The 19,356-nt window shown below is 72.7% G+C and carries 18 protein-coding genes; 10 read left to right on the forward strand and 8 right to left on the reverse strand.

Annotation, left to right across the window (positions count from 1 at the left end; all coding sequences use genetic code 11):
• Positions 1-114 precede the first annotated feature (114 nt).
• From AC07C1_RS15545 to AC07C1_RS15560, 4 genes are all read left to right on the forward strand, one after another.
• Positions 115-1,332 (forward strand): amidohydrolase family protein, encoded by a 1,218-nt coding sequence (locus tag AC07C1_RS15545; RefSeq protein ID WP_478939205.1) that lies wholly within the window; start codon positions 115-117, stop codon positions 1,330-1,332.
• Entirely contained in the window at positions 1,332-2,465 is a 1,134-nt protein-coding gene (locus AC07C1_RS15550) for an acyl-CoA dehydrogenase family protein (protein WP_478939451.1), read from the forward strand. The genes AC07C1_RS15545 and AC07C1_RS15550 overlap by 1 nt, the downstream gene beginning before the upstream one ends.
• A 2-nt stretch (positions 2,466-2,467) precedes the next feature.
• The gene (locus AC07C1_RS15555) at positions 2,468-3,355 is read left to right on the forward strand and encodes an acyl-CoA dehydrogenase family protein (RefSeq protein WP_478939453.1); all 888 of its coding nucleotides are present in this window, start codon (positions 2,468-2,470) and stop codon (positions 3,353-3,355) included.
• Positions 3,356-3,893: 538 nt separating this feature from the next.
• Positions 3,894-4,382: an ATP-binding protein gene (locus AC07C1_RS15560; RefSeq protein ID WP_478939207.1), complete on the forward strand. Its 489-nt coding sequence runs from the start codon at positions 3,894-3,896 to the stop codon at positions 4,380-4,382.
• 292 nt (positions 4,383-4,674) lie between these two features.
• On the opposite strand, the gene AC07C1_RS15565 is transcribed toward AC07C1_RS15560, so the two are convergent.
• Complete coding sequence (locus tag AC07C1_RS15565) at positions 4,675-5,601, reverse strand: cyclase family protein (protein ID WP_478939208.1); 927 nt, start codon at positions 5,599-5,601, stop codon at positions 4,675-4,677.
• 85 nt (positions 5,602-5,686) lie between these two features.
• Here AC07C1_RS15565 and AC07C1_RS15570 point away from each other — a divergent pair, with 85 nt between their 5' ends.
• The 3 genes from AC07C1_RS15570 (at position 5,687) to AC07C1_RS15580 (ending at position 8,904) form a co-directional block, all read left to right on the forward strand.
• The gene (locus AC07C1_RS15570; RefSeq protein ID WP_478939210.1) at positions 5,687-6,601 is read left to right on the forward strand and encodes an SDR family NAD(P)-dependent oxidoreductase; all 915 of its coding nucleotides are present in this window, start codon (positions 5,687-5,689) and stop codon (positions 6,599-6,601) included.
• A gap of 105 nt (positions 6,602-6,706) precedes the next feature.
• Complete coding sequence (locus tag AC07C1_RS15575) at positions 6,707-7,855, forward strand: acyl-CoA dehydrogenase family protein (protein ID WP_478939211.1); 1,149 nt, start codon at positions 6,707-6,709, stop codon at positions 7,853-7,855.
• A complete protein-coding gene (locus AC07C1_RS15580) occupies positions 7,855-8,904 on the forward strand; it encodes a Zn-dependent alcohol dehydrogenase (RefSeq protein WP_478939213.1) in 1,050 nt (349 codons plus the stop codon). The genes AC07C1_RS15575 and AC07C1_RS15580 overlap by 1 nt, the downstream gene beginning before the upstream one ends.
• A gap of 20 nt (positions 8,905-8,924) precedes the next feature.
• On the opposite strand, the gene AC07C1_RS15585 is transcribed toward AC07C1_RS15580, so the two are convergent.
• The gene (locus AC07C1_RS15585; protein ID WP_478939214.1) at positions 8,925-9,923 is read right to left on the reverse strand and encodes a GlxA family transcriptional regulator; all 999 of its coding nucleotides are present in this window, start codon (positions 9,921-9,923) and stop codon (positions 8,925-8,927) included.
• A gap of 71 nt (positions 9,924-9,994) precedes the next feature.
• Between AC07C1_RS15585 and AC07C1_RS15590 the strand changes: the two genes are divergently transcribed.
• Complete coding sequence (locus AC07C1_RS15590) at positions 9,995-11,299, forward strand: MFS transporter (protein WP_478939216.1); 1,305 nt, start codon at positions 9,995-9,997, stop codon at positions 11,297-11,299.
• A gap of 13 nt (positions 11,300-11,312) precedes the next feature.
• Here AC07C1_RS15590 and AC07C1_RS15595 read toward each other — a convergent pair whose 3' ends face one another.
• The 4 genes from AC07C1_RS15595 to AC07C1_RS15610 form a co-directional block, all read right to left on the reverse strand.
• On the reverse strand, positions 11,313-11,915 hold the full coding sequence (locus AC07C1_RS15595; protein WP_478939455.1) for a flavin reductase family protein: 603 nt from the start codon (positions 11,913-11,915) through the stop codon (positions 11,313-11,315).
• 94 nt (positions 11,916-12,009) lie between these two features.
• Positions 12,010-12,801, reverse strand: coding sequence for an enoyl-CoA hydratase/isomerase family protein (locus tag AC07C1_RS15600; protein WP_478939218.1), 792 nt, complete (start codon positions 12,799-12,801; stop codon positions 12,010-12,012).
• Positions 12,792-15,029, reverse strand: coding sequence for an acetate--CoA ligase family protein (locus AC07C1_RS15605; RefSeq protein ID WP_478939220.1), 2,238 nt, complete (start codon positions 15,027-15,029; stop codon positions 12,792-12,794). The genes AC07C1_RS15600 and AC07C1_RS15605 overlap by 10 nt, the downstream gene beginning before the upstream one ends.
• A 108-nt stretch (positions 15,030-15,137) precedes the next feature.
• The gene (locus tag AC07C1_RS15610) at positions 15,138-16,316 is read right to left on the reverse strand and encodes a flavin-containing monooxygenase (RefSeq protein ID WP_478939222.1); all 1,179 of its coding nucleotides are present in this window, start codon (positions 16,314-16,316) and stop codon (positions 15,138-15,140) included.
• Between the two features lie 250 nt (positions 16,317-16,566).
• Here AC07C1_RS15610 and AC07C1_RS15615 point away from each other — a divergent pair, with 250 nt between their 5' ends.
• Both AC07C1_RS15615 and AC07C1_RS15620 read left to right on the forward strand, forming a co-directional pair.
• A complete protein-coding gene (locus AC07C1_RS15615; RefSeq protein WP_478939224.1) occupies positions 16,567-17,016 on the forward strand; it encodes a DoxX family membrane protein in 450 nt (149 codons plus the stop codon).
• Positions 17,016-17,411, forward strand: coding sequence for a Zn-ribbon domain-containing OB-fold protein (locus AC07C1_RS15620; RefSeq protein WP_478939226.1), 396 nt, complete (start codon positions 17,016-17,018; stop codon positions 17,409-17,411). Before AC07C1_RS15615 ends, AC07C1_RS15620 begins: the two co-directional genes overlap by 1 nt.
• A gap of 10 nt (positions 17,412-17,421) precedes the next feature.
• Here AC07C1_RS15620 and AC07C1_RS15625 read toward each other — a convergent pair whose 3' ends face one another.
• Positions 17,422-18,090, reverse strand: a complete 669-nt coding sequence (locus AC07C1_RS15625; RefSeq protein WP_478939228.1) for a pyridoxine/pyridoxamine 5'-phosphate oxidase — start codon at positions 18,088-18,090, stop codon at positions 17,422-17,424.
• 24 nt (positions 18,091-18,114) lie between these two features.
• The gene (locus AC07C1_RS15630) at positions 18,115-19,287 is read right to left on the reverse strand and encodes a thiolase C-terminal domain-containing protein (protein ID WP_478939230.1); all 1,173 of its coding nucleotides are present in this window, start codon (positions 19,285-19,287) and stop codon (positions 18,115-18,117) included.
• Positions 19,288-19,356: the final 69 nt, after the last annotated feature.

The raw sequence follows: 19,356 nt of genomic DNA on the forward strand, positions 1-19,356 counted from the left end.
TGTCAGATGGTGGGCAGAGCGTAGGGCCGTGCGCCTTGTCGGTCCAGAGGCGCGGGGCTAGCCTGGCGGACGAAACGCAGATCTGACGGTCCATCAGATGAGTAGGTGGGTCCCATGGCCGAACTGCCCCGCGTCATCAGCGTCGACGACCACGTGATCGAGCCCGCCCATCTCTTCGAGACCTGGCTGCCGGCCAGGTACCGGGACCGCGGGCCCCAGCCGCTGACCGCGGGCATCGGGGAGCTGGCCTACGTCGGCGGGAAGTACCGGATCACCATGGACCCGCAGGGGCAGCCGACGGACTGGTGGATCTACGAGGACCTGAAGTTCCCGTACAAGCGCAACATCGCCGCCGTCGGCTTCGACCGGGACGAGATGACCCTGGAGGGGATCACCCGGGAGCAGATGCGGCGCGGGTGCTGGGACCCCGGGGCGCGGCTGGCGGACATGGACCTCAACCACGTGGAGGCCAGCCTCTGCTTCCCGACCTTCCCGCGCTTCTGCGGGCAGACCTTCGCCGAGGCGCACGACAAGGAGGTCGCCCTCGCCTGCGTGCGCGCCTACAACGACTGGATGGTGGAGGAGTGGTGCGGCGACAGCGGCGGCCGGCTCATCCCACTGTGCCTGATCCCGCTGTGGGACGTCGAGCTGGCGGTCGCCGAGATCCGCCGCAACGCCGCGCGCGGGGTGCGGGCCGTCACCTTCTCCGAGATCCCCACCCACCTGGGCCTGCCGTCCATCCACACCGGGTACTGGGACCCCTTCTTCGCCGTCTGCCAGGAGACCGGGACCGTCGTCAACATGCACATCGGCAGCAGCTCCCAGATGCCGGCCGCGTCCCCGGACGCACCGCCCGCCGTGCAGGCCTCGCTCAGCTTCAACAACGCCATGGCCTCGATGATGGACTACCTGTTCAGCGGGGTCCTGGTGAAGTTCCCACGGCTCACACTCGCCTACTCCGAGGGGCAGATGGGCTGGATCCCGTACGCCCTCGAACGCGCCGACGACGTGTGGGAGGAGCACCGCGCCTGGGGCGGGGTGCGCGACCTGGTGCCCGAGCCGCCGTCGACGTACTACTACCGGCAGATCTTCTGCTGCTTCTTCCGGGACAAGCACGGGATCGCCTCGATCGACGTCGTCGGGCGGGACAACGCCACCTTCGAGACCGACTACCCGCACGTCGACTCGACCTTCCCGCACACCAAGGAGGTCGCCCTCGACCATGTGAAGGGGCTGGACGACGAGACGGTCTACAAGCTGATGCGGGGCAACGCCATCCGCATGCTGGACCTGGACCTGGACCTGGACCTGGACCTCGACCGGCGGCCGTGATGGACCTCTCCCGCACACCCGAGGAGGAGGAGTTCCGGGCCCGGCTGCGGGAGTGGCTGGCCAAGGTGCTGCCCACCCTGCCGCCCAGGCCCTCGCCCGACGACTGGCCCGGCCGCCGTGCCTACGACCTCGGCTGGCAGCACATGCTGTACGACGCCGGATACGCCGACGTCCACTGGGATGCCCCGCCGACCACACGGCTGATCTTCCTGGAGGAGACCGAGAAGGCGGGCGCCCCCTATGTGGGGGCCAACTTCGTCGGACTGCTGCACGCGGGGCCGACCATCGCCGCCGAGGGCACCCCCGAGCAGCGGGCGCGCTGGCTGCCGCCGATCCTGCGCGGCGAGGAGGTCTGGTGCCAGGGGTTCAGCGAACCCGGCGCCGGCTCCGACCTCGCCGCGCTGCGCACGCGCGCGTGGCGCGACGGCGACCACTACGTGGTGACCGGGTCCAAGATCTGGACCTCGCACGCCGAGGTCGCCGACTGGTGCGAACTGCTGGTCCGCACCGACCCGGACGCGCCCAGGCACCGGGGCATCACCTGGCTCGCCATGCCGATGGACGCCGACGGCATCACCGTACGGCCGCTGCGCACGCTCGCCGGGCCGGCCGAGTTCGCCGAGGTGTTCCTGGACGAGGTCCGGGTGCCGGTCGCGGGCCGGGTCGGAGCGGAGAACGACGGCTGGCGCGTGACCATGGTGACGCTCTCCTTCGAGCGCGGCACGGCCTTCGTCGGGGAGGTCGTCGCCTGTCGCCGGGTGCTGGACGAGCTGGCCCGCGCCGCGCGGGCGAACGGCCGCTGGGCCGACCCGGTGTTGCGCCGGCGGCTCGGGCGGCTCGACGCGGAGTTCCGGGCACTGTGGCGGCTGACCCAGTGGAACGTGAGCGGGGCGGAGACGGGCGGCGGGGTGCCGGGCGCCGGCGGCTCGCTCTTCAAGCTCCGCTACTCGCACGCCCGCCAGGAGCTGTACGACGCCGCCGCCGAGGTACTCGGCCCGGACTGCCTCGACCTGGACCGTTCCTGGGTCCTGGACCGGCTGTCCGCCCTGTCGTACACCATCGCCGCCGGCACCTCGCAGATCCAGCGCGACATCGTGGCCGAGCGCATCCTCGGTCTGCCCAGGGGGAGATGAGCGTGCGCTTCCAACTCACCGGTGATCAACGGGCCTTGCGGGCGGGCGTGCGGGAGCTGTTGGGGCGGCGCTTCGGGCGGGAGGCGCTGCGGGCGGCCGTGGACGCCCCGGGCCGGATCGACCGGACGCTGTGGCGGGCGCTCGGGGAGGCCGGGTTCTTCGCCCTGCGCCTGCCGGAGGCGGACGGCGGGGCCGGACTGGGCCTGCCCGAGACGGTGCTGGTCTTCGAGGAGGCGGGGCGGGCCCTGCTGCCGGGACCGCTCGTGGCCACCCACCTGGCGGCAGGCTCCGTGCCCGGGGCGGCGGGCGGGCAGACCGTCGTGGCGGCCGTGGACGGCGCGCTCGTGGAGTGGCTGGACGCGGCGGACGTCGTCCGGGGGAACGCCTCCGCCGCCGTACCGCTGCGGTCGGTGGATCCGCTCACGCCCCTGCACCGGGTGCCGGGCGCCGACGGCTGCCCGGGCAACGCCGGAGCCCCGGACCCCCTGGCCGGCCTCCTCACCGCCGCCGAGCAGCTCGGCACGGCCGGCCGGGTGTGTGAGCTGGCCGTGCAACACGCCCGGACCCGCGAGCAGTTCGGGCGGCCGATCGGGGCCTTCCAGGCGGTCAAACACCTGTGCGCGGATCTGCTGGTGCGGGCCGAGACCGCACGCGTCGCCGTCTACGCCGCCGCCGTGACCGCCGACCCCGCCGACATCGCCGCCGCCCGGCTGCTGGCCGACGAGGCCGCCGTGCGCGGCGCCCGCGACTGCCTCCAGGTGCACGGCGGCATGGGGTTCACCTGGGAAGCCGATGTGCACCTGCATCTGAAACGGGCCTGGGTGCGGGCCCAGCGTGCGGGCGGGAGCACGCAGAGTGAGGAACTGCTCGCCGCGCGACTGGGGGCCTGACCGGTTGGTGGCGCCCTGGGCTGCGTCGCCGGAAAAGCCATGGCCCAAGATGTCGCGGATCGTGGCCTGATGGTGTCACGGAGCGTCGATACCGGGTTGTGTCCTTTGTGTGACTCGTCACAGCCTGGAGTCGGGTGTCCGCTCCGGTACCTTGTGTGGGATGCGAGTGGCTGCGAGCACGAGCCGTGCCGGTGGTGCCCCTGGGGTGGTGCCGGTCCGCGCGGTGCGCGCCGCTGTTCGCGGGGCGGTCAGGGCCTCTGCCCCCGCCTGTTCGACTCCCTGGCACGAGCGTCGCACAGTATGCCTGACGCGTACTCCTTCGCGTTGGAATATGCCCGAAGCGCTTGTTGGGGTGACTGTACGTCAACCATGCTGTCGCGTACGGGACTCACGTTCCGTGACCCTTGCTCTGGCCGTTGTCCTGGCCATGCAGAAAATGGCTACGATCGTGGCCCTCGTCGTGCTGGTCGTCGTGGCTCGCGTCACGGCGTCCGGATGGCGTCGGGTCATGTGTCCGCCGGTTCGGATGGTGTGAGCGGTGCAGGTGCTTCAAGTGCAGCTGGAGATCCGGCCCGACCCCGCGGAGGTGGGACGGGCCAGGAGATGGGCCCGCTCGCGGCTCGCCGGGTCGGGGATAGAGGCCGACGAGCCGTTGGCCGAAACCCTGGTCCTGCTCGTCTCCGAGCTGGTGACCAACGCCGTGGTGCACACCGGCCGTCCGGCCGTGCTGCGGCTCTCCCTGCCGGACCCGGCGACCCGGACCGCCGCGTCGGCCACGGTGCGGCTGGAGGTGGCCGACGCCAGCTCCCGCGCCCCCGTGCCGCGGTGCGCCGGCAATGACGCCACCGGGGGCCGGGGCCTGGCCCTCGTGGACTGCCTGGCCGACCGCTGGGGCTGGAGCCCCGAGGGCGCCGGCAAGAGCATCTGGTGCGAACTGGACCGCTGTTCGAAGCCCCGGGAGAGCGCGGCGATGGTGTACGGGTGCGGACTGTCCGCATACGAGGGTCTCGCCTTCGAAGCGGTGTAGACCCCCGGTGCGCGGGTGCGCCGGGGGTGCATCCATGCGCGGGCGCCGTGAACAGGGCGTACGTCAGAAGTTCCGGTTGCGGCGTTGACGACTCGCGTCCGGCTGATCACGCTGGTGGGCGTCGATTCGCCGCGAGGGGACGACGAGGGCCCGGGTGACGGTGGTCCTCGTCGAGCGTGGGTCGCACCGGTCGGCGGCGCGTGCGCACGACGGTGGGGGGAGACGCGCCACCGGCCGGTCCAGTCAGCGGGCTTCCGCGGCGGCCGGTTCCACGGCATCGATGCCGGCGGCTTCAGAGGATCGCCACCGGTGCCACCGGGGTGCCCGTCGCGCCGACGAACGGCTCGGGCATCGCCGACAGCAGGAACGCGTACCGCCGCTCTTCTCCACAGGCTGTGGACAACTCTTCGAGATTCCAGTTCTGGCCCTGTGGCATCCCCATCTCCACCAGGTCCAGGGCGTGCACGGGCAGCCACAGATCCTCGATCTCGGGCGGAAACATCTCAAAAGTGAGCGTGTCGTTCGCGACCGCCGCCACATCACGGGCGTGGAACCACTCCGGGCAGCGCATCGAAAGGCCCGGCGACGGATAGCCGTACCCGTGCTTGTCCCCGGCCAGATACACCCGTACCTGCCCGGTGCGGACGAGCACGATGTCACCGGGCCGGACGCGGGCGCGGCCGAACTCCTCCGCCGCCTCCAGATCCTCCGGCGTGACGGCGTGGCCGCCCGCCAGCCGGTCCACGCCCCGTGCGCGGGCCACGTCCAGCAGCACCCCGCGCGAGACGATGTGCCGGGCCTTGTCGATCCCGCCGAACTCGGCACCGCCGTGCGCGGTGACCGTGTGCGCCGGCCGGCCGTTGTAGAGCTTCCCCGAGTGCGAGACATGGGTGAGCGCGTCCCAGTGGGTGCCCGCCTGCAGCCCCATGGTCACCGCGTCGTCGCTGCACGCCACCGTGCCCGGGCCGAACAGCTCCTGGTTGATCTGCACCATCGCGTGCAGCGGATTGACCCGCCCCGGGATCATCCCGGTCTGCACCCCGTCCTGCTGGAGCGGCAGCGCGAGCGGGACCCGGCGCCCGGTACGGACCTCGGCGGCCGCCTCGCGCACCACCTCGTCGGTGACGAGGTTCAGCGTGCCGATCTCGTCGTCGGCGCCCCAGCGCCCCCAGTTGTTCACGCGCCGCGCGATCTCGTGGAACTCCTCCGGCAGTGCCATCCGGTACCTCCCGGGGCTTGTGTCCGCGCGTCCGGCGCGCCATAGAATCTAACGGATCGTCAGAAACCGCGGGAAGGGGCCGGGCGTGGGGAACTTCTTGGCAGGCAAGGTGGTCGCCGTGACCGGTGCCGGACGCGGCATCGGGCGGGCCGTCGCGCGCGCGGCGGCCGCCGAGGGCGCGCGGGTCGTCGTCAACGACTACGGAGTCCGTGCCGACGGCACCGCCCCGGCCGGCGAGGTCGCCGAGGCGGTCGTCAAGGACATCGAGGCGGCGGGTGGCGAGGCCGTCGCGGTCACCGACGACATCTCCACGATGGCCGGCGGGCAGCGGGTCGTGGACACCGCCCTGTCGTCGTACGGCCGCCTCGACGGAGTCGTGTGCGTGGCGGGCATCCTGCGCGAACGCATGCTGTTCAACATGACCGAGGAGGAGTGGGACCCGGTCGTCGCCACCCACCTCAAAGGCACCTTCACCGTGTTCCGGGCCGCCGCCGCCGTCATGCGCGCGCAGCGGTCCGGCACGCTCATCGGCTTCACCAGCGGCAACCATCAGGGCTCGGTCGCACAGGCCAACTACAGCGCGGCGAAGGGCGGGATCATCTCGCTGGTGCGGAGCGCCGCGCTGGGCCTGCACAAGTACGGGGTGACCGCGAACGCGGTGGCTCCCGTGGCGCGTACGCGGATGTCGGCGAACGTGCCCATGGAACTGACGGAGATCGGCGAACCGGAGGACGTCGCCGCGCTGGTGGTGTACCTGCTGTCCGACGGCGCGAAGGAGCAGGGGATCACCGGGCAGGTGTACACGATCGCCGGGCCGAAGATCGCGGTGTGGGCCCAACCCAGGGAGATACGGGCGGCGTACGCCTCCGGCGGGTGGACGCCGGAGAAGATCGCGGAGTTCCTGCCGGGGTCGGTGGGCGTGGATCCGATGCCGATGCTGGCGCGATTGGCGGCGATGGAATCGGCGGCGCGGGAGGGCGACCGGCCGAACGCCCGGTAGCCCGGCGCCCCTTGCCATCCGGCGACCGCCGGTCGTCTGCGGCCGATCGCGCAGTTCCCCGCGCCCCGTCCGGGGCGCTCCCCTACCCAAACCGAGGCGGTCGACGTGGATTTCGGGTTCAGTGAAGAGGATGGGGCTTTTCGTACCGAGGCCCGCGCCTGGCTGTCCGGGCACGCCGAACCCGGTATGGGCCGGCGCACTTGGGAACGGCTCCTCGGCGAAGCGGGCTGGATAGGTCTCGGGTGGCCGGAGGCGGGCTACGGCAACCGCACCGCCACCCTCACCCAGCAGGTCGTCTGGGCCGAGGAGTACGCCCGCTCGCCCGCACCGCCACGCTCCGGGCACATCGGCGAGAACCTCCTCGCCCCCACCCTCCTCCGCCACGGCACCGACCCGCAGAAGGCCCGCTTCCTGCCCCCGATCGCGGCCGGTGAGGAACTGTGGTGCCAGGGCTACAGCGAACCGGGCGCCGGCTCCGACCTCGCCGCCGTCCGTACGACAGCGGTCCAGGACGGCCCGCACTACCGGATCACCGGCCAGAAGATCTGGACCTCCCTCGCCCACGACGCCGACTGGTGCTTCGTGCTCGCCCGCACCGACCCGCACGCGCGCCGCCATCACGGTCTGAGCTTCCTGCTCGTCCCGATGGACCAGCCGGGCCGCGTCGAGGTCCGGCCCATCCGCCAGATGACCGGCACCAGCGACTTCAACGAGGTCTTCTTCGACGGTGCACACGCGCGCGTGGAGCACGTCGTCGGCGCGACGGGCCAGGGCTGGCAGGTGGCGATGAGCCTGCTCGGCTTCGAACGCGGGGTGTCGACCCTGGCCCAGCAGATCGGGTTCGCGGAGGAACTCGGGCGGGTGCTGCGGGCGGCGGTGGAGAGCGGGGCCGCACAGGACCCCGTCCTGCGTGCGCGGCTCGTGCGGCAGTGGGCCGAGCTGCGGACCATGCGCTGGAACGCCCTGCGCACCCTCGGCGGCTCCGGCGACCCGGGAGCACCCAGCGTGGCCAAACTGCTGTGGGCCGGCTGGCACCAACGGCTGGGCGAGCTGGCGATGCGGGTACGCGGGGCGGCGGCCGCGGCCGGGCCGGTGGACTGGTCGCCTTCCGCGCCGTACGAACTCGACCCGGCCCAGCACCTGTTCCTCTTCTCCCGGGCCGACACCGTCTACGGCGGCTCGGACCAGGTGCAGCGCACGATCATCGCCGAGCGCGTGCTCGGTCTGCCCAGAGAGCCCAAGGGGGCCGTGTGATGCGTGGTGTGGTGTTCGACGGCGCACGGGTCCGGGTGGTGGACGACCTGGCGGTACGGGAGCCGGGCCCCGGCGAGGTGCTGGTGGCGATCGCGGCGGCCGGGCTGTGCCACAGCGACCTGTCCGTGGTGGACGGCACCATCCCCTTCCCGGTGCCGGTGGTGCTGGGCCACGAGGGCGCGGGGGTGGTCGAGGCGGTCGGCGCCGGTGTCACCCATGTCGCGCCCGGCGACCATGTGGCGCTGTCCACGCTCGCCAGCTGCGGCACGTGCGCGGAGTGCGACCGGGGCCGGCCGACGATGTGCCGGCAGGCGATCGGGCGCCCGGGCCGGCCGTTCACGCGGGGCGGGGAACCGGTCCACCAGTTCGCCGCCAACTCGGCCTTCGCGGAACGTACGGTCGTCAAGGCGGTCCAGGCGGTACGGATACCGGAGGACATCCCGCCGGCGTCCGCCGCGCTGATCGGCTGCGGGGTGCTCACCGGTGTGGGGGCGGTGCTGAACCGGGCCCGGGTGGACCGCGGGGACAGTGTCGTCGTCATCGGTACGGGCGGGGTCGGGCTGAACGTCCTGCAGGGCGCGCGGCTCGCGGGAGCCCTGCGGATCGTCGCCGTGGACGCCGATCCGGCCAAGGAGACCGTGGCCCGGCAGTTCGGCGCGACCCACTTCCTGACATCGGCGGACGGCGTGCGGGACATCCTGCCCACGGGCGCGGACCACGCCTTCGAGTGCGTCGGCCGCGTGGAACTGATCCGCGCCGCCATCGACCTCCTCGACCGGCACGGCCAGGCGGTCCTCCTCGGCGTCCCCCCGGCCACGGCCGAGGCGTCCTTCCTCGTCTCCTCGCTCTACCTGGACAAGTCCGTCCTCGGCTGCCGCTACGGCTCCTCGCGCCCCCAACGGGACATCCCCCTGTACGCCGAGCTGTACCGCGAAGGCCGGCTGCTGCTCGACGAGCTGGTGACGGCGGCCTACCCCGTGGAGGACTTCGACAAGGCCCGCGCGGACGCGGAGGCGGGCCGCGTGGCACGGGCGGTGCTCACCTTCTGAACCCGGCTCCGGCTCGGGTGTCAGCCGCCGTTCAGCACCGCCCGGAACGTCCGCCGGTACGCCGTCGGCGTCACCCCGAGCGCCTGCTGAAGATGCTGCCGCATCGACTGGGCCGTGCCGAAGCCCGCGTCCCGGGCCACCTGGTCGATGGACAGGCCGGTGGACTCCAGGAGGTGGCGGGCGCGTTCCACGCGCTGCTGGGTGAGCCACTGGCCGGGGCTGACGCCGACCTCCTCGCGGAAGCGGCGGGTGAAGGTACGCACCGACATGGCCTCCTGCTCGGCCATGTCCCGCAGCTGGATCGGCTCGTGCAGGCGGCCCAGCGCCCAGGCGCGCGCGGTGGTCGTCGTGGCCAGCTGCGGGTCCGGGACCGGGCGGTGGATGTACTGGGCCTGGCCGCCGTCGCGATGGGGCGGTACGACCGTGCGCCGGGCGACGTCGTTGGCGACCGCCGTGCCGAAGTCGCGGCGGACCATGTGCAGGCACAGGTCGATGCCGGCGGCCACCCCCGCCGAGGTCAGCACGTCCCCGTCGTCGATGAACAGCACGTCCGCGTCCACCTTGACCCGCGGGAAGATCCGCTGGAAGCGCTCGGCGTCGGCCCAGTGCGTGGTCGCCGGGCGGCCGTCGAGCAGGCCGGCGGCGGCGAGGACGTACACACCGGTGCAGATGGAGGCGAGCCGGGTGCCGGGGCGGATGCGGGCCAGGGCGGCCGCCAGCTCGTCGGTCAGCCGACCCTCGTCGAAGACCGGCCCGCGTTCGTACGACGCCGGGACGATCACCGTGTCGGCTTCCGCCAGCGCCTCCGGGCCGTACGGCACGTGCACGGCGAAGTCGGCGTCCGTCTGGACCAGGCCGGGGGGCCGTACCGAACAGGTCACGACCTCGTACAGGAGCCGCCCGTCCGCGTCCTTCGGGCGGCCGAAGATGCGGTGCGGGATGCCCAGTTCGAAGGGCAGCAGCCCGTCGAGGGCGAGCACGACGACCCGGTGCGGACGGAACTCCTCAGCGACTGCCATGGCCCGATCCTAGCGAAGGCTGTCCAGCGGGCCACTCGATGCGCGGGCCCGCAGGCCGGAAGCTCTGTGACGTGACTCAGACAACCCCAGCCGCAGCCCCCGTCCAGGCCCCGCCCGCCCGGCGCCGCCGTGTGCACCGTGCCTGGTTCGTCGCCGCCGTCACCTTCGTCACCATCATCGGCGCGGCCGCCTTCCGCTCCCTGCCCGGTCTGCTCATCGACCCCCTGCGGCAGGAGTTCGGCTGGTCGCGCGGCACGATCGGCGCGGCGGTCTCCCTCAACCTGGCGCTCTACGGCCTCACCGCCCCCTTCGCGGCAGCGCTGATGGACCGTTTCGGCATCCGCCGGGTGGTCGCCGCCGCGCTGACCGTGATAGCCGTCGGCTCCGGCCTGACCGTGTGGATGACGGCGGCCTGGCAGCTGTGGCTGTGCTGGGGTCTGCTGGTCGGCCTCGGCTCGGGCTCGATGGCCCTCGCCTTCGCGGCGACCGTCACCAACCGCTGGTTCACCGAGCGGCGCGGCCTGGTCAGCGGCATCCTCACCGCCGCCTCCGCCTCCGGCCAGCTGATCTTCCTGCCGGTGCTGTCCTGGATCGTCGAGCGGCACAGCTGGCGGCCCGCCGCCGTCACGGTCGCGCTGGCCGCCCTCGCCGTGGTCCCCTTCGTCTGGATCCTGCTCCGCGACCACCCCGCCGACATCGGCCAGAAGCCGTACGGCGCGCAGGACTTCGTGCCCAAGCCGGCCCCGGTCACCGGCGCCGCCCGCCGCACGCTCACGGTCCTCTCCTCCGCCGTCCGCACGGGCACCTTCTGGCTGCTCGCCGGCACCTTCGCGATCTGCGGCGCCTCCACCAACGGCCTGATCCAGACCCACTTCGTGCCCGCCGAGCACGACCACCACATGCCCGTCACGACGGCGGCCTCGCTGCTCGCGGTCATCGGCGTGTTCGACGTGGTCGGCACGATCGCCTCCGGCTGGTTCACCGACCGCTTCGAACCGCGCCGCCTGCTCGCCGTCTACTACGCCCTGCGCGGCGTCTCCCTGGTGTTCCTGCCGATGCTGCTGGGCCCCGCCGTCCACCCGCCGATGCTCTTCTTCATCGTCTTCTACGGCCTCGACTGGGTGGCCACCGTCCCGCCGACCCTGGCCCTGTGCCGCGAGCAGTACGGCGAGGACAGCGCCATCGTCTTCGGCTGGGTGCTCGCCTCCCACCAGATCGGCGCGGCCCTCGTCGCCTACCTCGGCGGCCTCGCCCGCGACGTCTTCGGCTCCTACGACCTGGTCTGGTACGCCTCCGGCACCCTGTGCGCGGCGGCGGCCCTGATGGCCCTGGTCATCCGCCGCACTCCGACGGCCCCCCTGCCGGCGCTGTCCTGAACCCGCCTGCGGCTCAGCCCGCGTCGAGCCGGGCGAACCGCCCCCGATGGAAGAGCAGCGGCTCGGCCGGCCCCTCCGCGCCGAGGGCGTCCACCCGTCCCACGACGATGAGGTGGTCGCCGCCGGTGTGCACGGCGTGGATGCCGCAGTCGATCCAGGCGGCGGCACCGGCGAGCCGCGGCGACCCCGAGACCGGCGCCGCGTCGTACGCCACCCCCGCGAACTTGTCCGCCGCGCTCACCGCGAAGGCACGGCACAGGTCGCCCTGGCCGGCGCCGAGGACGTTGACGCAGAAGACGCCGGCGCGGGCGATGCGCGGCCAGGTGGCGGACGTGCGGCCCACCATGAAGCAGACGAGCGGCGGTTCGAGGGAGAGAGAGGAGAACGACTGGCAGGCGAAGCCGGCGGGGGCGCCGGAGGCGTCGGCGGGCGGGGCCGTGATCACGGTGATCCCGCTTGCGAAGCGCCCCAGCACCCGTCGGAACTCGGCCACTTCCACCGGCGTCCGCTCGCCCTCCCGGACGCACCGCAACTCTGGCCGCGGCAGCGGCTCCACGGGTCTCGGGGCCGCTCTCAGATACCGGACGGCGGCGGCCGCCGCCCCTGCGTGTCCCATCACCTTCCCATTGAAGCTGACGGATCGTCAGGTAGGAAGGGGTGGGAGTCACCGGAACGCGTCCAGGAGTCCGAGGACGCCGGCCGGCCGGGACTCACCGCCCCCGGAACTCCGGGCCCCTGCGCTCCACGAACGCCCGCAGTCCCTCCCGGGCGTCCTCGGTGGTCATGTTGATCTCCTGGGCCGCCGCCTCCGCCGCGAAGGCGGTCGTGCGGTCGGTGTCGAGGGAGGCGTTCACGAGCTGCTTGGTCAGGGTGAGGGCACGGGTGGGGCCGGTGGCCAGGCGGGTCGCCCACTCCCGGGCGGTCGTGGCCAGGCCGGCGTCCGGGACGACCCGGTTGAGCAGGCCCAGCCGTTCCGCGTCCGCCGCCGACAGCGCGTCCCCGAAGAACATCAGCTCCTTCGCCCGCTGGGGGCCCAGCAGCCGGGGCAGCAGATAGGCGCCTCCGCCGTCCGGGACGAGTCCGCGCCGTACGAACACCTCGATGAACCGGGCCGACTCGGCGGCCAGGACCAGGTCGCAGGCCAGCGCCAGATGCGCGCCGAGTCCCGCCGCCGTGCCGTTCACCGCGGCCAGTACCGGCTTCTCGCAGTCCAGCACGGCCGCGATCAGGCGCTGGGCACCGAGGCGCAGGGTGCGGGCGACGTCCCCGGGGAGCCGCTCCCCTCCGGTGGCACCGCCCCGCAGGTCCGCTCCCGCGCAGAAGCCGCGCCCGGTGCCGGTGAGGACCACCGCCCGTACGTCCGGGTCCGCGGAGGCCTCCGTCAGCAGCTCGGTGAGTCGGTCCCGCATGGTGGGGGTGAGGGCGTTGAGGGAGTCGGGGCGGGACAGGGTGACGTACGAGACGTGCTCTCGGACCTCATGGGTGATGCCGCTCACCGGCACACCACCAGCGCGTCCAGTGCCACCGCGCCCTGGCCGCGCGGCAGCACCATCAGTGGGTTGACGTCCAGCTCGGCGATGAGATCGCCGAGTTCCAGGGCCATGCGCTGGACGCGCAGGACCACCTCCACCAGCGCGTCGCGGTCGGCCGGCGGCCGGCCCCGGACCCCGTCGAGCAGGGCCCGGCCGCGCAGGTCGGTGAGCATGGCGCGGGCCTGTTCCTCGCCGAAGGGCGGGACCCGGACCGCCGCGTCGTGCAGCACCTCCACCAGAACCCCGCCCAGGCCGACGGTGACCGTGGGCCCGAACAGCTCGTCGTGCGACACCCCGACGACCATCTCCACGCCCTGCTCGACCATCTGGCACACCAGGACACCGTCCAGCGGAACGCCCTCGTAGCGGGCGATGTCGGTCAGCTCCCGGTAGACGTCCCGGACCTGGCTCGCCGAGGTCAGCCCGATCTTCACCAGGCCGAGTTCGGTCTTGTGGGCGATCTGCGCGCCGGAGGCCTTCATCACCACCGGGTAACCGACCTGGGCGGCCGCGCGGACGGCCGCCGCCGCGCTGGTCACCAGCTGCTCGCGCGGCACCCGGATGCCGTAGGCGCGCAACAGCTGCTTGGCGGCGTGCTCGCTCAGCTGCCGGCCCGGCCGCATCAGGGCCTCGGCCTTGCGGAAGGAGGGCGAGGGGGTACGCGGGGCCTCGTCGAAGGGGGAGCGGTAGTCACTCACGAAGCGGTGGTGGTCCAGCCAGGCCCGGACGGCGGTCAGGCAGTTGCCGACGGTCCGGAAGGTGGCCACGCGGGAGGAGCCGAGCAGGACGTCCCGGTACGCGGGTTCGGTGCCGACCGGTGATCCCCAGACCACGCACACCAGCTTGTCCGTCTCCTCGGCGGCCGCCACCAGGTCCTGGACCAGCTTGTCGCTCAGCGGCGGAAAGGGGCCGGTGACCGGGCAGATCAGCACCCCGACCGCCGGATCGGCGAGGATCGCGTCGATGATCTTCCGGCCGCGCCGGTCACCGACCGGGTGGCCGCCGTTGTCCACCGGGTTGGAAACGCTCAGGTACTCCGGTATCCACTGGTGCAGTTCGGCCTGCTTGGCCTCGGAAAGGCGGGGAAGCCGCAGCCCGGCCGCCGTGGCGAGGTCGGCGACATGGGCGCCGGTGCCGCCGGAGATGGAGTAGACGGCGACCCCGTCCGCGCGCGGGGTGCCGGCCCGTGCCAGCAGGGCCCCGGTGTCCTGGAGTTCGTCCAGCCCGTCGACGCGGATCACGCCGTACTGCCGCATGGCCGCGTCCACCACGTCGTCGGCGCCGGTGAGCTTGCCGGTGTGCGAGGCGGCCGTACGGGCCCCGGCCTCGGTCCGGCCCACCTTCACGGCGACCACGGGCACCTTGCGGCGGGCGGCGCGATCGGCGGCCAGCAGGAAGGCCCGGCCGTCCTTCAGCCCCTCCACGTAGCAGGCGATGGCGCCGACCTCCGGCTGCTCGGCGAAGTAGGAGATGAAGTCGGCGGTCTCCAGATCGGCCTCGTTGCCGGTCGGTGCCCAGTGCGACAGCCGGATGCCCAGCTCCTGGAGGGCGAAGACCGGCCGGCCCTGGTGCCCGGACTGGGTGATCAGCGCGATGGCCGGCCCTTCCAGGTCGTCCCGGAACCGCTCGAAGGCGTTGAGATTGGTGTTGGGCCCGAGCAGCCGGAGCCCCGAGCGCCGTACCGCGTCCGCGAGCCGCTGCTGCGCCTCGGCGCCCGCCTCTCCGGTCTCCGCGAAACCGGAGGCGAAGGCGACGGCGAACTTCACCTTCGCCTCGGCCAGTTCCTCGATCACCGGAAGCGGATCGGCGACCAGCAGCACGGCCAGGTCGACCTGTTCGGGCAGGTCGGCGACGGAGCCGGCGCACGGGACGCCGAACACCGACGGCCGGGCCGGATGCACCGGGTGCACCCGCGCGCCGACCCGCTCGGCCCACGCCAGCAGCTGCCGGGTGATCCCCGTGTTGGGCCGCCCCTCGGCGTCGGAGGCACCGATCACGGCGACGGACTCGGGCCGGAAGAAGCGGGAGAGGTCCGGTACGTCCGCATGCAGCGGGCGCCCGCTGACGTCGAGGCCGGCCCCTCCGTCGGCGTCGCCGGTCCGGCCGTGGACGGCGGGCCCGGGCCGCTGCTCGCCGCAGGCGATGACCCGGGCACGGCGGGCGTCGGTGGTGAGGGTGCCGTGGGTTGATCCAAGCATCGTTCCGCCCGCTCCTGTGAGAGAGACAGCCAAAAAACTGACGCCCTGTCAGATTACTGAACTGACGTCATGTCAGGAACGGTTCGGAACGGCAAAGTTACCGTGCGCCTACCTCAGCGCCTTCGCCACCGCCCTGGCGATCTTCCCGGCGTCCAGCGCCATCTCGCGGAGCATCCCGCTGATGGGATTGGTGAACCCGGTGAAGTACAGGCCGGGCGCCTGCCCCGGCGTACGGCCGCCGTGCACCAGGGGCCTGCCGCGCTCGTCCAGCACCCCGAGATGCCCGACCATCCCCTCCAGCGCCCGGACGTACCCCGTGGCCGCGATCACGGCGTCCGGCGAGACCCGGCTGCCGTCGGCGAGGACCACCTTCCCGTCCTCGAACCCCTCGACGGCGGCCACGATCTCCACCTTCCCCTTCCGTACGGCGTCGATCAGGCCGACGTCCTGGACCGGGATGGCGCCCTGCCTCACCCTGCTGTACAGACCGGTGTCCGGTCGGGACAGCCCCTGCGCGGACAGGTCAGGGGTGCTGATCCGGCCCACCGGACCGGCGAGCCGGTCCACGAGCCGCACCGGCAGCCGCCGTACCAGCACGCCCGTGTACTGGGCGGCCCAGCCGAGGGTCGAGCGGCGCAGGATGTGCGGAGCCGTGCGCACGGCCAGCCGCACGCGCGCTGCCCCGCCCTCCACCAGGTCCACGGCGATCTCGGCGCCGGTGTTGCCGATACCGACGACGAGCACGTCCCGGCCGGCGTACGGCTCGGCGTTGCGGTACTCGCCGGCGTGCCGGAACTCCCCGCCGTACGCCTCCCGGCCGGGCCAGTCGGGGATGCGCGGGGTGTGGTTGTAGCCGGTGGCGACGACCACCGCGCTGCCGGTCAGCTCCCGACCGCCGGAGGCGTGCAACAGCCAGCCGGTGCCGTCCTCGGTCCGCTCGACGCGGTGGACCTCCACGCCGGTGACGATCTCCAGCTCGTGGTGCTCGGCGTACTTCTCCAGGTAGCGCACCACGTTGTCGCGGGACACCCAGCGCCCGAACCTCCGGGGCATCGCCAGGCCCGGCAGCGCGGACAGCCGGCGGGTGGTGTGCAGATGGAGCCGGTCGTAGTGCCCGCGCCAGGAGGCGCCCACCTGGTCGGCCTTCTCCAGCACCACGGCCCGTATGCCCCGCGCCCGCAGCGCGTACGCGGCGGCCAGGCCCCCCGGACCGGCGCCGATGACGTAGACCGGGCGGTCGGCCGGGGTCGGGGAGAGGTGTACGGAGGCGGGACGGGAGGCTGCCATGAGCGGGAGCGTAACCACCCGCTCGCTTGATGGGTCTCGGTCAAGCCCGGAATTGGTTGCGGATTGATCACGTGTGTGGAGAAGTGACCGGAGTGTGTGAGGTAGCCCACATGAATGGGGGAGATGCCTTGTCGCCGGGGTCGGGTGCGCGGCCGGCCCACAGGCGCGGGCGCCCTTCATGGCCTACACGCGCAGCCGGTCACTGGCGGAGGGCTCGGCAGAGCGGTTTATCTGACGTACCGTCAGTTTCATGGACGCGATATGGCTGGACGGCGCGGAGTGGCTGGCGGTGCTGCGCATGGGCCTCGGCCTGTGGTGGCTGGAGAGCTGGCGGCACAAGGACAAGAAGGCCTGGTTCGAGCGAGGAAGCGGCATCGCCTGGGCGGCGGACGTGGCGGCGCAACACCGGTGGGCGCCGGTCCGGGCGGGCTTCGACACGGTGGTCAAACCGCACCCCAGACTCATGGCGTACGTCGTGGCCTACGCCGAGCTGTCCCTCGGCCTCGGCCTGGTCCTCGGCTTCCTGACCCCGGTGGCCCTGGTCGCCGGCCTGCTCCTGAACGCGGTCTACTTCATCCTCATGATCCACGACTGGGCGGAACAGGGTCAGAACTCGATGATGGCCCTGATCTCGCTGGTCGGCTTCTTCGGGATGGCGTGGCAGACGTGGTCGGTGGACGCGTGGATCGGGTGGTTCTGATGGGCGGGCCGCGCCACGACATCCCGGAGACCGACGCCTTCACCCGCCCCTACTGGGAAGCGGCCGCCGAGTGCCGCCTGCTGATCCGCCGCTGTGGGGCCTGCGGCCGGGCCCACCACTACCCCCGGGAGTTCTGCCCGCACTGCTGGAGCGAGGAGGTGGTGTGGGAGCAGGCGAGTGGCCACGCGACTCTCTATACGTGGTCCACGGTCCACCGCAACGACCTGCCCCCCTTCGGCGACCGCACCCCCTACACGGCGGCCGTGGTCGACCTGGCGGAGGGGCCGAGGATGATGACGGAGGTGGTGGCGTGCGCGGCGGAGGACCTGGTGGCGGGGATGCCGCTGAGGGTCGCGTTCCGTGCGGGAATGCCGGTGTTCAGGCCGGAAACGTGACCCGCCGCCCTCACGGCCACAACAGCCCCCTGCTCCAGCCGAACTCCGTGCTCCGGTACTCCAGGCGTACGTGGCGTCTGTCCGCGTCCCCCTGGAAGAACTCCACCGTCTCCGGGTGCAGGCGATACAGGGTCCACGTCGGGGAAGGAGCGGCCGAGTTCTCGCGGGCCCTCTCCCAAGCCGCTTCCGAGACCCGCCGCAATTCATCCAGCGAGGCCAGCTCCTCGCTCTGCCGCCCGGTCAGTGCCGCCGCCAACGCCCCCGTGGACCGCGCGTGCAGGTCGGCCTGGCTCTCCTCGGAGGGCGCCGACGTGACCGGTCCCCGTACCCGCACCTCGCGCCCCAGCACCGGCCAGTAGAAGGCCAGGGCGGCGTACGGGTGGGCGCTCAGGGCCCGGCCCTTCCGGCTCGTGGCGTGCGTGGCGAAGGACCAGCCGTCCGCGTCGGCGCCGTGCAGCATCACGATGCGTACGTCCGGCTTGCCCTCGTCGTCCACCGTCGCCAGCGACATCGTGTGCGGCTCCGGCTGCCCCACCGCCACCGCCTCCGCGAACCAGCTCGTGAAGAGTGCCAACGGCGTGGGAGGGGTCGTATCCGGGTCGAAGGGGCGCAGCTGTGTCGTCTCGGGCGCCCAGACACGCAGCGACCGAAGCAGCTCGTGGAGATCTTGTTGTGCCATGGGGCGAGTATCGCCCCACCCCCCTCACCCCCGCCCCAGCACCACAGTCCCCGAGGAGCAGAACCACCCCCCCGTCCCCGACACGACCCCGAGTCGCGGCAACCCCCCGTCCCGCGCCCGCACCTGACGGGCGCCGGTCTCGCCGCGTAGTTGGCGTACCGCTTCCACCAGGAGGAAGAGGCCGCGCATGCCGGGGTGGTGGGCCGAGAGGCCGCCGCCGTCCGTGTTCACCGGCAGGGCTCCGCCCCGCACCAGCAGGCGTCCCTTCTCCACGAACGCCCCGCCCTCGCCCTTGGCGCAGAAGCCGAGGTCCTCCAGGGTCACCAGGGTCATGTAGGTGAAGGCGTCGTAGATCTCCGCGAAGTCGATCTCGTGCGGGCGGACTCCGGCCCGGGCGAAGGCCAGGCGGCCGCTCACCGCTGCCGGGGAGACCGTGAAGTCCTCCCACTCGGACATCGCCGCGTGGGAGGCGTGTTCGCCCGTGCCGAGGATCCAGACGGGGGCGGTACGGCAGTCCCGTACGTACTCCTCGGCCGCGAGCAGGACCGCTGCCCCGCCGTCGGAGCGGATGCAGCAGTGCAGCTTGGTGAAGGGGTCGGCGATCATCGGGCCGGAGAGGACGTCGTCGACCGTGATCGGGTCGCGGAACATCGCCCCGGGGTTCAGGGCCGCGTTCGCCCTCGCCTGGACCGCCACCTCCGCCAGCTGCTCGATCGTCGTGCCGTACTCGATCTGGTGGCGGCGGGCCGCCATCGCGTACTTGGCGATCAGGGTGTGGCCGTAGGGGGCTTCGAACTGGAGGGGGCCCCGGGTGCCGAAGGAGAGGCCGCCCGTTCTGCGGCCCGCCCTGATGTCCGCCCGCGCCGTCGAGCCGTAGGCGAGGAGGACCGCGTCGGCGTGGCCCGCCGCTATCGCGTCCGCCGCGTGGGCCGCCATGACCTCCCAGGCCGAGCCGCCGACGGAGGTGGAATCCACCCAGGTGGGGCGCAGGCCCAGGTACTCGGCGACCTCCACCGGGGCCAGCGCGCCCAGGCCCGTCGAGGCGAAGCCGTCGACCCGGGCGCGGTCCAGGCCGGCGTCCGCGAGGGCGCGACGGGCCGCCTGGGCGTGCAGGGCGTACGGGGTCGCGTCGTCCACGCGGCCGCAGTCCGAGAGGGCCACGCCCACCACGGCGACTCTCCTGCTCCCTGACCTCATGAACCTGACGGTACATCAGATAATGCGGGGAGCGGCAGGGCCGGGTCTCTGGGCATCGCCGCGGGCCCC

This window comes from Streptomyces sp. NPDC045022, assembly GCF_056432605.1.

Coding starts and splice junctions, on each gene's coding strand:
- AC07C1_RS15545 (WP_478939205.1), top strand. CDS start 115: ATGGCCGAACTGCCCCGCGTCATCAGCGTCGACGACCACGTGATCGAG.
- AC07C1_RS15550 (WP_478939451.1), top strand. CDS start 1,332: ATGGACCTCTCCCGCACACCCGAGGAGGAGGAGTTCCGGGCCCGGCTG.
- AC07C1_RS15565 (WP_478939208.1), bottom strand. CDS start 5,601: ATGGCACTGCCGGAGGAGTTCCACGAGATCGCGCGGCGCGTGAACAAC.
- AC07C1_RS15580 (WP_478939213.1), top strand. CDS start 7,855: ATGCGTGGTGTGGTGTTCGACGGCGCACGGGTCCGGGTGGTGGACGAC.
- AC07C1_RS15585 (WP_478939214.1), bottom strand. CDS start 9,923: ATGGCAGTCGCTGAGGAGTTCCGTCCGCACCGGGTCGTCGTGCTCGCC.
- AC07C1_RS15595 (WP_478939455.1), bottom strand. CDS start 11,915: ATGGGACACGCAGGGGCGGCGGCCGCCGCCGTCCGGTATCTGAGAGCG.
- AC07C1_RS15605 (WP_478939220.1), bottom strand. CDS start 15,029: ATGCTTGGATCAACCCACGGCACCCTCACCACCGACGCCCGCCGTGCC.
- AC07C1_RS15610 (WP_478939222.1), bottom strand. CDS start 16,316: ATGGCAGCCTCCCGTCCCGCCTCCGTACACCTCTCCCCGACCCCGGCC.
- AC07C1_RS15615 (WP_478939224.1), top strand. CDS start 16,567: ATGGACGCGATATGGCTGGACGGCGCGGAGTGGCTGGCGGTGCTGCGC.
- AC07C1_RS15620 (WP_478939226.1), top strand. CDS start 17,016: ATGGGCGGGCCGCGCCACGACATCCCGGAGACCGACGCCTTCACCCGC.
- AC07C1_RS15625 (WP_478939228.1), bottom strand. CDS start 18,090: ATGGCACAACAAGATCTCCACGAGCTGCTTCGGTCGCTGCGTGTCTGG.
- AC07C1_RS15630 (WP_478939230.1), bottom strand. CDS start 19,287: ATGAGGTCAGGGAGCAGGAGAGTCGCCGTGGTGGGCGTGGCCCTCTCG.